Origin of the sequence: Desulfitispora alkaliphila (assembly GCF_050433185.1) — a bacterium.
In the GTDB taxonomy this organism is placed as follows: domain Bacteria; phylum Bacillota; class Desulfitisporia; order Desulfitisporales; family Desulfitisporaceae; genus Desulfitispora; species Desulfitispora alkaliphila.
Map to the genome: position 1 here is coordinate 23787 of NZ_JBNPXS010000029.1, position 11285 is coordinate 35071.

The following is an 11285-nucleotide window of genomic DNA, read 5'->3' on the forward strand; positions in this document are numbered from 1 at the left end:
AAATTCACCCTCCCTTTTAAACATCCTGGTTTTATACCATTATACTGCTAACAGTTATGGAAAACTGTAACAAATAATACATAAGACAAAAAAGCTTTTAGTAGAATAAAGAATCTTCTGCAAGAAATAATAAATAATGTAAGAATTAATCTTTAAAGGGAGGCTGTTAAATGTCCGACAAAGATATCGAAAAGTCTTATGAAGAAAGTGCCGAGAGAATGCGGGGAGACAACAAGACTTTTGCAGCAGATTTAACTAATAAAGATTTTAATGACCCTGAAGTGCATGGAGATGTTCATGGCTACCAGGTAGACTATCAGAATATTGAAAAGTCGCCTTCTATGGAGCAGGTACATCAATGGCAACGAGAGCATATCAAAAAAGATGATCAATCTAAAGAAGGCTACCCCTTAAATATTATCGTAGACCCAGCAATGCGGGAGATGTACCAAGTAGTTCACGATGTGGGCATGACCAATGTTTTTGACAGGTTTAAGGAGCAGCAGCCCACCCAGTGTAAGTTTTGTGTAGAGGGATTATCCTGTCAGCTTTGCGCCAATGGACCTTGTAGAATAAGTAAAAAATCTCCACGGGGTGTTTGTGGTGTGGATGCCCATACAATGGTTGCAAGAAACTTCATGTACCGTCATGTGACTATCGGTACCTCCGCTAACATATTTCACTGTCATCAGGCTGCAAGAACTTTGAAAGCAGCAGGAGAGCATCCTGAAAGCGGGCTTAAAATTCGTGATCCTGAGAAGTTAAAAAAATACGCTGATATGGCTGGTTTAGATGCTAATCAACCTATAGAGAAGTTAGCTGTAGCTTTTGCTGAGTGGGTAATAAATGATATCCATGCCCCCCATCATGTGGAATCTAAAACTGTAGAAGCCTTTGCACCTACTCAAAGAAAAGAATTATGGCGCAAGCTAGGCTTATTCCCTGGAGGAGGTTATAGTGAGGTAGCCTATTCTCAAACCCAGTGTATGACAAACTTTACTTCTGATCCAGTAGAATTTCTGTTGCGATCAGTTCGCTTAGGGATTGCCAATGAATATCAAGGACTGTTTATGCTGGATATCGTCCAAGAAATACTGATGGGCACCCAAGAAATTGCTAAGAAAAAGCAAAATATGGGCTTATTGAGCGATAATAAAATCAACGTGATAACTAATGGTCATATGCCATTGTTAGCTCATATAGCAATAGATTTGGCTTCTACCGATGAATGGCAACAAAAGGCTAAGGATGCGGGAGCAGAAGGCATTCAAATCTTAGGTCACGTATGTGAAGGACAACAGCTAATCAACTATGAAGGAATGCATAACCAGACTGCCTTTGGTGGTCAAGAAGGTGAATGGTTATCTCAAGAGTATTTACTAGCTACAGGAGTAGTTGACATGTTTATGTTCGACTACAACTGTACAGTGCCTACCATGCCCATATATGCTAAAAAGTTTGGGACAAAGCTACTGAGTACTCATCCGGTAATCAAGCTTCAGGGAACGGATACTCTGGACTTTGTTCCTGAGAAAATGAAGGAACAAGCAGAAAAAGCATTATCTATGGCAATAGAATCTTTTAAGACTAGAAAGTCAGAGAATAGAAAGACATATATTCCACCTCACGTATCTGATTGCATGGTCGGTTTCAGCACTGAATCGGTAGTGAAAGCACTAGGCGGCAGTTTAAAGCCGCTAATTGACCAGATTGCCAATGGCAATATTAGAGGAATTGCCACTATTGTAGGCTGTACCACTGCCCGCTATGGACAAGGTGGCAGCAATATCTTCAAAATCACTAAAGGCTTAATTGAAAACAATATTTTAGTACTGTCAGGAGGTTGTACATCCAGTGTCATGCAGTATACTGGGTTAACAGATCCAAAGGCAGCAGAAGAGTGTGGCGACGGTCTAAAGACAGTTTGCCAACAACTGGGCATCCCGCCGGTGTTATCTTATGGTGCCTGTGTAGATATAGGGAAAATGACCCATACAGCTATGGAGTTAGCTGATGCATTACAAGTAGACACCAACAAATTGCCGTTAGTAATAGGGGCACCTGAGTATCTTGAGCAAAAGGCAGTGGCAGATGCCTGCACAGCGGTAGCACTAGGATGGTTAGTACATGTTGCCCCAGTCCCATCTATTACCGGCAGTGATGTAGTGGTAAAAACACTGACAGAAACTACTGAAACCTTAGGTTTAGGTAAAGTGGTAGTAGAAATGGATGCGGAAAAAACTGTACAGATATATGTAGATCACATAGAACAAAAGCGAAAAGAATTAGGGTTAAATTAATAATATTAGAATTTATGGAAAGAAAAGAAGCGTCGCTCCTATTATTAATAGTTTTCTTTTCTAACTTCAAAGTAGCTTTGTGAGAATTTACATACAGGGCAAAATTCTGGTGCCTTTTTATCATTTAAAAGGTGTCCACAGACTCGACATTCCCAATTGGTGTCTTCGCTTTTTTCAAAAATTATTTGTTTTTTCACATTATCTAATAGAGCTCGGTAGCGTTCTTCATGGGCTTTCTCAATAGCACCAACCTTGCGAAATCTTTCAGCTAATTCACTAAAGCCCTCTTCCTCTGCTTCTTTAGCAAAGCGATCATACATATCAGTCCATTCATAATTTTCGCCTTCAGCAGCCTGCAATAGATTTTCAGCTGTATTCCCTAGCTTGCCAAGTTCTTCAAACCAAATACGGGCGTGTTCTTGTTCGTTTCGCGCTGTTAATAGGAAAGTTTCAGCCAGTTGCTCATATCCTTCCTTTTGAGCAATAGCTGCAAAATATGTGTACTTGTTTCTCGCTTGACTTTCTCCAGAGAAAGCTTCCATTAAGTTCTTTTCTGTTTTAGTACCCGCATATACATTTTTGCTTGTACTTTCTTCCTCTATTTTTTCAAAAACTGAAGCCGGTTGTTTACACCTTGGGCATTTAAAATCTTCTGTTAACTCTCCTTCGTGGATATAACCGCATACTGTACATCGATATTTAACCATCTTACTCTCCCCCTGTGATTTTGTATTTATATTAAATCAATTATACTTCTTATGTTTTCCCAGCACAATACTGTATCTAAAATTCGATGCTTTTTAGCAGCGATTTAGTGGCCGGCTGGATTTGGGTATTTAAATAAAGGCAGGCATGGATAGTTAGTTTCTATGCATGCCTGCTACCTTGTAGATGCTATTACTTAGTTAATAGCTAATTATCTTTATAACATATGTGCTAAAAATTGCTGCGCTAGGAAAAAGTAAATTGTCAGTCCGGTAATATCTTTTATCGTTGTAATAACTGGGCCGTAAATTTATCCAAGTTAATTTGCCCAAGTACAAAAGCCCTTGTGAAAATTGTTGAGGATTGAGTTCCCACATTTCCACCCATATCCATAATTACTGGGATAAAGATAGCTAAGGCAACAACTGCCTCTAGTGTTTCTTCAAATAGATCAATAACACCACCAGCTAGTAATCCTCCAATCATTGTGATAATCAGAAAAGGTATTCTCACTTTCCAAACATCCATTAGAGAGCCGCTGATTAAAGTAGCACTTTTAGTTTCTTCTCGTTTTTGAAACAAGGTTATACCTGATTTTTTATATATGTCTTCTGTAGCTTCATCGTCTAATATGTCCATAGCATCATCTATTGTAACAATACCTACCAATCTGTTTTCACTGTCTACTACTGGTACTGCTAAGAGATCACTTTTTTGCAACCCTCGCAGGAAGCTCATCCAATAATCTAACTCTATCGTCTGGGGCTAAACCAGATATTACTTTAAGGGCCTTATCATCAGTAGTAGCCTTCATCATTCCGAATATAAACAAATAAAAAGTATTCATCTGTTTCTAGCGACTGTCGAATACCTTCAACATATATAGTTTTTCCGCTCTCCATAAATTGATCAATTGGGTCTCCAGGAGTGGAGTGCCAACCGATATATTCACCGGTTAGCTGAATAAAGTATTTCACCGTGGTAAACTGCCCACATAAGCGGAAATAGCATAGTTACTCCAGTTCCCTCACTATTTGGCTATATAGTTTCAGCGTAGTATTAAATTGAGCTATAAAGATAAATTGTCTTTGAATGAGTTTTCATTCATTTTATTTGAAAAAAATATAGCCTTTTTCGGACAATGTTCTAGACACTCAAAACACTCTAAACATTCCTTTGTATCAATAGTTGGCTTCTGCTGCTTATCCCCAATACTTATTGCCTCTCCTAGACATACTTTGCTACAAAAATTACAAGAAACACAGCGCTCTTGATCTAATCTGATTTTAAAAAGAGAAAAGCGAGCAGGAATGGTGAATAATGTACCAAAAGGACATAAAAACCTGTGCCAAAGTCTTTGCGAATAAATAAATGAAATCCCTGCTCCTATTGCAATTAAGTATACTAAGGTGTTAGCCTCTAAACCTTTTTTCGATGAAAAAACTATCCACCCTATGGTAACAGCCAAAAGGCCCCACCTTAGGGCTGGTGCAGTAACCCAATCTGGTGCTTCCTTGTCTGTTTTACCCACCTTACCTTTTATTTTTTCTACTCCCATCATTACTGTATTAATAGGACAAAACCAACCACAATAAAGTCGCCCCAACCCAATAGTTGTAATCAAGCCTAGTCCAATTATAAACAACCAGAGCTGCATTTTTCCCATAAAGACTAACGCAGTAAACACTATTAAGCTGATTACCTGCACAATCTTGCGTTTATCAGTCATTAGGTTCACCTTCCACAACTAGCCCCTGCCAAATCAATGCATTGATTTCCTCTACTGCATGGGCAAACACATCTGAGGATCCTTCTTCTGTTAACTGATATATATACTGTTTCATCATCGCCTCAATAAATCCAAAAAGAGTCAAGGCCACAATCTCTGGATTGCATTTCCGTATCTTTCCTTGTTTTATCCCATCTTGAATGATTTCGGCTAGAAACTTCTGAAAACCATTTTTCCTACCGTACTGCTTAAAATATGCGCTCTGCGAAAACCTCATTTCCTCTAAAACTACCTTTATTAGATCTGGATTTTCACTCACACGCTTAAAGTGCATATTTAAGATTGCAGTAATTTTTTCTGTAGGATGAGTGTCCTTTTGTTCCTGCAAATTTTTGAAGAAGGCAGCTCTTTTTTCATACTCTACTTGGAAGATATAATCCAAGATATCACTTTTATTTTTAAAGTAATTATAAATAGTTCCTACAGAAATCCCTGCTTTGGCAGCTATTTTATCAGTACTGGCAGTATGGAACCCGTCTTTAGCAATAACGCTTATGGCTGCCTCTCTGATTTGCTCTTTCTTAGTGTATTCATCTCTTATTCTTGCCATTAGAATACTCCCCTTCCTTAAAATGAGGTTTCACTCATTTGCATCTTAGCAAAATTAAGGTGTTTTTACAAGGTTTCGAACCAATCCTTTACCTTGGTGGACGCATCATCAAGCAGGGTGTACATAACCGGAATTAATACCAAGGTAACTATAGCAGAGAAGGTCAACCCTCCAACTACAACAGTAGCCATAGGGGCTTGAGTCTCAGCTCCCTCTCCTAATCCTAAGGCCAAGGGCAATAGACCCATAACTGTAGTAATGGTGGTCATTAAAACAGGTCTAATTCTAGTCACTCCAGTTTCTATCACTGCTTCTTTTCGTCCCATCCCCTTACTTCGCAATAAATTAATATAATCTACTAACACAATGCCGTTATTCACTGCGATACCCGCCAGCATAATTACTCCAATTAAAGCAGGGACACTTAAAGATCTACCACTTATTACCAGCGCAAACACAATTCCAATAAAGGTCAAAGGCAGGGTAAACATTATAACCAAAGGATTTATTAAAGACTCAAACTGGGCTGCCATAATCATATACACAAAGAAAAGTGCCAGTATTAAAGCCAATGCTAAACTTTTAAACGAATCCTGCATATCTTGGGTTTCGCCCCCGAATTCAATCTCATATCCCTCGGGTATAATTAAATCTTCTATTCCCGCTTCTATATCAGCTATTACCGAGCCCAAATCTCTACCCACAATATCACTAGTTACAAAGGCCATTCGGGTTTGATTTTCTCTAAAAATAGTTGTGGGACCTGTACCCAGGTTAGAATCTATTAGCTCCCCTATGGGCACTTTGGTTCCGTGCTGAGAAACAACCGAAACTTGTTTTAACCCTTCCTGGCTTTCAGTGATCCAATCGCTGTACTGGATTCGAATATCAATTTCCTCTCCCTGAGCCCGATAAACTGGCTAAGGGCGTAAATAATTGAGATGCTATTCCCTCCACGAATATAAGGGGTAAAAATACAATCACAGTGGTCAGTGTAGCTGCGATTATGGCACTGGCCACCTCTCCAGAGCCAATTTTTGCTGCCTCCACAAAGTCTTCACCTTGCCTCCTGTGCCTGTAAATATTCTCTAGAACCACTATGGCATTGGAGATTAAAAGTTGAAACAACCGCTAAGGGAATGGCCAAACCAATAATCAAGGTGCTTCTCCAGCTTCGCAAAAAGAAGTATAACACTATGATCGCCATCAAAGCCCCCACACTAGCTGTCTGTGCTAAAGTTTTAATAGAGCTTTTGATAAATTCTGAACCATCTAACGCTGTTTTGATTTCTGCATCTGCTAGCTCTTTCCTTAATGTTTCCAATTCCCCGTGAATATCATCGGCTACTTGAACAGTATTAGCATCAGATTGTTTGTAAACTAGAATGCCAATACTCCTCTCCCCATCCATTTTATTTATTATGGTTTCTTTCTCATAAGTGTCTTTGACCTGAGCAAAATCTTCAAGCCTTACACTGCCTCCTTGGGGTAGACTGAAAATAATTTCTTCTATTTCTCGAAGATTGTTAAATTCACCCAAAGTTCTCACTAATAAGTCCCTAGAACCTTGGCTCACTTCCCCCACAGATAAATTTAAGCTTTCCTGTTGGATAGTTTGCATAACTTGATTTACACTAAGGCCACAAAAAATGACTTTCTTGCATCATCTGCCGCAGGAGCTATCCTGGTTATGAAACCTGAGTAGGCTTTACTTTCCATTACATCAGTCTGCACCTCAACCATATCACCCACTTCTAAATAACCTATAACCCGATCCGACACATAAGCTTCCACAAACAATTTGTCGTTGTCTGTTATTTTACAAATTGGAGTATTGGCATTTACCATATCTCCCACTTCCACATTTTTTGAGGCCACCACACCTGCAAATGGTGCAGTAAGTATGCTATTATCTAACTGACTTCTTGCGTAATCTAAAGCTGCTTCTGTTTGAGCCACCTGTGCAACCAAAGTTGCAATTGTTTCCTCTTTAGCCCCGGCCTTTAGCAGGCTTAGTTTTTCTCGTGCACTCTCCAGTTGCTCCTCTGCTATTTCAAAGTCTAATTTGCTAATTTCATACTGTTGCAGAGAAATAGCTCCTTCTTCATAAGGTTATTCATTCGCTCATAGTTGTCTAATGCAGTATTATACTTTAACTCTGTCTGTCTCACAACACTTTTAGTCTGCTCTATTTCCTGAGGTCGGGCTCCTGATTGGGCTTCTGCCAATTGAGCCTCAGCCATTTGCAAAGCGGCCTGAGCCTGTTTAACCTGAGCCTGTAAATCACTATTTTCCAACCCCACTTACTGCTAGCCCGTTGTTTATGTAGCCAGTAGTAATACCCTCAACTTCTACTGCTGTTAGTTGAATTTTATCTTCTCCCCCTCCACTGCACCCCGCCAATAAGGCTATGACTATGAGACCAATTAGAATAAATATCTTTTTCAATTCCTTCCCCCTCCTTGTTCATGTTTTCTGAATGAGGCCTCATTCATTTATATCTTAACAGAAGCAAGTTTTATTTACAAGCCGATATTTGTCAAGCAAGACGTAGTTTAGCTGGGCACACTCCTATTGAATAAAAAAAAAGAATAAAAAGACTTGCAAAAAACAAATTTAACATGTTATAATTCCATAAACCGTTGATGAGGGAGTAAAACTGTTAACAGTCTCACAGAGAATCCGGGATGGTGGGAGCCGGACAGATGATGTGGCAGAAAAGTGGGCCTCAAAGGGCGAAGCGAAAGAGCGATCGAGTAGCTAAGACGCAAAGTCAGCGTTACAGGACTAAGGGTGTGATGGCATCCTACAAAGAGGGCATGTTTACGCATGCCAAACAAGGTGGCACCGCAGGTTTTTACACCTGCCCTTGAATCGTATTCAAGGGCAGGTGTTTTTTTATTTCTAGTAAAGAGACAACAGGAGGAGGAATAATGATGAATGACACATTTACTTTATACAACTTAAGGGTTGAGGTTATTGAAACGGATAAACCGATGGTATGCGGACATAACGCTGGTGACTATTTTTTAGTTATCGGAGAAGACATTATCTTTCCAGAAAATAATTCGTTTTCTATGTACGCACTAAGTTCAATTCTTCCGCTGTTGCCGGCTAAACAACGGATGCTTCACCCAAACGATTGGATGTTGTCCGACAGCGTCATCGCCTGCCCAGATCCTAACTGTGGGGCCGTATTTAAAATTACTCGTATCGATACAAAGGAGTTTAGCCATTCCGAATGCACTGTAGAACCAATACATAAGGGAGAGGGATAAAATGGTAGAACGACTGGAACTAACAAAAGATTATACAATAAGCAGAGTCATAAACGGATGTTGGCAATTGTCACAAGGACACAGCCTAAAAGAAAAACTCGATATGCAAGATGTAATGACGGCTTTCCACGAACTTGTGGAGCGTGGATTTACAACTTTCGACTGTGCGGATATCTACACCGGAGCGGAAGAATTCTTAGGATCTTTTTTACAAGAACTTAAAAATAATAGCACCCTGTCTCCGAAAGATGTTCAGATTCACACGAAGTATGTGCCAGACATCAACCTGCTAAAAGAAGTGAATTTTAACTACACGGAAAAAATCATCGACAGAAGTTTGAAGCGACTCAATCAGGAAGCCTTAGACCTGGTGCAGTTTCACTGGTGGGACTACGATGTGCCGAAATACGTAGAAACAGCATACCACCTGAAGGAACTGAAGAAAAAGGGTAAAATACGCCATATCGGAGTCACGAACTTCGATACAAAACATCTAAAAAAACTTGTGGATGCCGGTATACCTATAGTTTCTTCCCAAAGTCAGTACTCAGTATTTGACCGACGCATCGAAAAAAGCCTTCAATCTTATTGCCAGAGCGAGGGAATCCACCAATTGTGCTACGGGACATTATCGGGAGGATTAACTTCAGAGAAATACCTCAGGAAAACATCCCTTGAGCTGGAGACACGCTCTCAAGTGAAATACCTGCAGGTTATCGAAGAAACCTTAGGGTTAGAGGGCTTCCAAAAATTATTAACCCTTTTAAATAAAATTGCAAAAAAACACGGGGTGCAAATTCCCCACATAGCTACAAAATACATCTTAAGCCAACCAGGCATAGCAGCAAGCATTATCGGTGTGCGAAACAGCCGACACGTTCAATCAAACAGCCGTATTTTCGCTTTCCACTTAGAACAAGAAGATGTGCAAGAGATTGGACAGTTTTTGCAATCGTATCCCATTTTAGAGGGAGAACCCTTCGAGTTAGAGCGAACCGTAGGTTCGAAGTTTCAAAACATTATGAAGATGAATTTAAACGAAGAATAAGGATGTGATCTTATGGAGAAAAAGTTGGAGTTTCGAGGAGGCTTTATTGTAGCTTTCGTCCCTGTGTTAATCTTTCTGTTTTTCTGTGTTCTATACTTTATTGTTTTTAAAGCCTTTGAAATGCATGCCCTCGGAATGGGAGCATTGGTTGCCTTGCTCGTTGGAGCACTGTTTACAAAAAAAGGACACTACGAACGGTTTTGGGACGCTGTATATGACGGAGTCAAAAAAGCAGTACCCATTGCCGTGTTGTTATTAATCATAGGGATTTTTTCTCAGTTGATTAAAATTACCAATCTTTCTACAGGGTTTGTATGGCTTGCAGACAACGTCGGCGTAAGTGGAGGATTGTTTACGGCATTTACTTTTCTTGCTGTCGCAATGATCAGTACGGCGACAGGATCGTCCATCGGTACGATGTTTACCTGTTTTCCGATCTTTTATCCGGCAGGGGTTTTACTTGGAAGCGATCCTGCGGTATTAGCAGGAGCCATCGTCAGCGCCGGTATTTTCGGGGATAACATCGCCCCGGTTTCCGATACGACGATCATTTCTGCAGGGACCCAGGAGTACACGAAAAAGGAAGGCTTTGCGGAAATCGGAGGATGTGTGGCTTCAAGATTGAAATTTGCACTGGTGGCAGGCGGTTTTTCCTTACTTCTATTCGGGATTTTCGGTGGTGGGGGAACAGTAGGAACCGGAGCGTCTGAGATCCTTACGGAAAACATGAACCCCTCCACATTAGTGATGTTGATACCGGTAGGCGCGATGTTAGCGGTAGCAGTCCTAACGCGAAACATCTATTTGGCAATTACTGTGGGAATTATTTTGGGAACGGTAACCGGCCTTGGTTTTCAAATCATCGGAGTAGAAGATGTACTGTCAGTAGAGAACGGTTCTCCGGTAGGATTTCTTTCGGACGGAGTTAGCTACATTATGGGAACAGTAATTTTGGTTCTTTCCGTATACGGAATTATGGGTGTATTAAATGGCGCAGGAGCCCTTGAGAGAATCACCAACGGAATTTACTCTAGCAAAATGGGTCGAACTGTTAGAGGAACGGAATTGGCGATGATGCTTGGAATCACGTTGACTACGCTAATTTTCGGCGGAGTAACGAGCGCTTCCATGGCCACCTTCGGAAAAGTGCAAAACGAGCTTGGAAAACGGGTGGGGCTGCATCCTTACCGACGAGCCAACTTACTTGACGGATTTGCAAACGCCATTGTCTTGGCAGTACCATTTATAAGTGTGTTTGTATTTATCGGAGCGATACTAACTCAAGGATACGATTTCATAGAACCGGTTCCGATATTACAGGTTAGTATGAGTATGTTTTACAGTATTTCATTGTTTTTCGTACTGCTCTTTTCGATTGTAACGGGATGGGGTCGTGAATATGAAGGAGCTGAAGGCAAGTCAATTTCTGAGTCAGAGTACAATTTGTCAAATAAACCCCTAAATTATAATTAGGTTGAAATAATTTTATTTTTTCTTCGATATTAGCGGAATAAATGCAGGCTTCATTGTAAAATGAAGTTGAACTAATAAAAAAATCCATAGTGGATCCAACTGTAATATAATTAAATCACCACAAAATAACCAATTACAGGAG

The 11285-nt window shown here is 40.2% G+C and carries 15 protein-coding genes and 1 pseudogene; 5 read left to right on the forward strand and 11 right to left on the reverse strand.

Features of this window, described 5'->3' with window-relative positions; translation table 11 throughout:
- The first annotated feature begins 170 nt into the window (after window positions 1-170).
- Window positions 171-2300, forward strand: coding sequence for an anaerobic carbon-monoxide dehydrogenase catalytic subunit (gene cooS / locus GGQ84_RS10785; RefSeq protein WP_429162514.1), 2130 nt, complete (start codon window positions 171-173; stop codon window positions 2298-2300).
- A gap of 44 nt (window positions 2301-2344) precedes the next feature.
- Here the strand turns inward: cooS and rbr are convergent, their stop codons facing one another.
- From rbr to GGQ84_RS10840, 11 genes and pseudogenes are all read right to left on the reverse strand, one after another.
- On the reverse strand, window positions 2345-3007 hold the full coding sequence (gene rbr, locus GGQ84_RS10790; protein ID WP_429162516.1) for a rubrerythrin: 663 nt from the start codon (window positions 3005-3007) through the stop codon (window positions 2345-2347).
- A 280-nt stretch (window positions 3008-3287) separates the two neighbouring features.
- Window positions 3288-3725, reverse strand: a complete 438-nt coding sequence (locus GGQ84_RS10795; RefSeq protein WP_429162518.1) for a magnesium transporter — start codon at window positions 3723-3725, stop codon at window positions 3288-3290.
- Window positions 3712-3822, reverse strand: coding sequence for a magnesium transporter MgtE N-terminal domain-containing protein (locus GGQ84_RS10800; protein ID WP_429162520.1), 111 nt, complete (start codon window positions 3820-3822; stop codon window positions 3712-3714). The genes GGQ84_RS10795 and GGQ84_RS10800 overlap by 14 nt, the downstream gene beginning before the upstream one ends.
- Entirely contained in the window at window positions 3803-3982 is a 180-nt protein-coding gene (locus GGQ84_RS10805) for a hypothetical protein (RefSeq protein WP_429162522.1), read from the reverse strand. The genes GGQ84_RS10800 and GGQ84_RS10805 overlap by 20 nt, the downstream gene beginning before the upstream one ends.
- Before the next feature lie 92 nt (window positions 3983-4074).
- On the reverse strand, window positions 4075-4734 hold the full coding sequence (locus GGQ84_RS10810) for a 4Fe-4S binding protein (protein ID WP_429162524.1): 660 nt from the start codon (window positions 4732-4734) through the stop codon (window positions 4075-4077).
- Entirely contained in the window at window positions 4727-5344 is a 618-nt protein-coding gene (locus GGQ84_RS10815; RefSeq protein ID WP_429162526.1) for a TetR/AcrR family transcriptional regulator, read from the reverse strand. The genes GGQ84_RS10810 and GGQ84_RS10815 overlap by 8 nt, the downstream gene beginning before the upstream one ends.
- A 65-nt stretch (window positions 5345-5409) precedes the next feature.
- Complete coding sequence (locus GGQ84_RS10820) at window positions 5410-6237, reverse strand: efflux RND transporter permease subunit (protein ID WP_429162545.1); 828 nt, start codon at window positions 6235-6237, stop codon at window positions 5410-5412.
- A pseudogene (locus tag GGQ84_RS10825) lies at window positions 6233-6965 on the reverse strand (efflux RND transporter permease subunit). Before GGQ84_RS10825 ends, GGQ84_RS10820 begins: the two are co-directional and overlap by 5 nt.
- Before the next feature lie 8 nt (window positions 6966-6973).
- Window positions 6974-7303, reverse strand: coding sequence for an efflux RND transporter periplasmic adaptor subunit (locus GGQ84_RS10830; protein ID WP_429162528.1), 330 nt, complete (start codon window positions 7301-7303; stop codon window positions 6974-6976).
- 101 nt (window positions 7304-7404) lie between these two features.
- Window positions 7405-7641 carry a hypothetical protein gene (locus GGQ84_RS10835; RefSeq protein ID WP_429162530.1) on the reverse strand — a complete coding sequence of 79 codons (237 nt, stop codon included), beginning with the start codon at window positions 7639-7641 and terminating at the stop codon, window positions 7405-7407.
- Window positions 7631-7792 carry a hypothetical protein gene (locus GGQ84_RS10840; protein WP_429162532.1) on the reverse strand — a complete coding sequence of 54 codons (162 nt, stop codon included), beginning with the start codon at window positions 7790-7792 and terminating at the stop codon, window positions 7631-7633. The genes GGQ84_RS10835 and GGQ84_RS10840 overlap by 11 nt, the downstream gene beginning before the upstream one ends.
- A gap of 257 nt (window positions 7793-8049) precedes the next feature.
- On the opposite strand from GGQ84_RS10840, the gene GGQ84_RS10845 reads away from it, so the two are divergent.
- From GGQ84_RS10845 to GGQ84_RS10860, 4 genes are read left to right on the forward strand one after another with little or no spacing between them, the layout of a single operon-like run.
- Window positions 8050-8217 (forward strand): hypothetical protein, encoded by a 168-nt coding sequence (locus tag GGQ84_RS10845; RefSeq protein WP_429162534.1) that lies wholly within the window; start codon window positions 8050-8052, stop codon window positions 8215-8217.
- Between the two features lie 60 nt (window positions 8218-8277).
- Window positions 8278-8622, forward strand: coding sequence for a TIGR04076 family protein (locus GGQ84_RS10850; protein ID WP_429162536.1), 345 nt, complete (start codon window positions 8278-8280; stop codon window positions 8620-8622).
- 1 nt (window position 8623) lies between these two features.
- Window positions 8624-9670, forward strand: coding sequence for an aldo/keto reductase (locus GGQ84_RS10855; protein ID WP_429162538.1), 1047 nt, complete (start codon window positions 8624-8626; stop codon window positions 9668-9670).
- 12 nt (window positions 9671-9682) lie between these two features.
- The gene (locus GGQ84_RS10860) at window positions 9683-11143 is read left to right on the forward strand and encodes a Na+/H+ antiporter NhaC family protein (RefSeq protein WP_429162540.1); all 1461 of its coding nucleotides are present in this window, start codon (window positions 9683-9685) and stop codon (window positions 11141-11143) included.
- The last annotated feature ends 142 nt before the right edge of the window (window positions 11144-11285 follow it).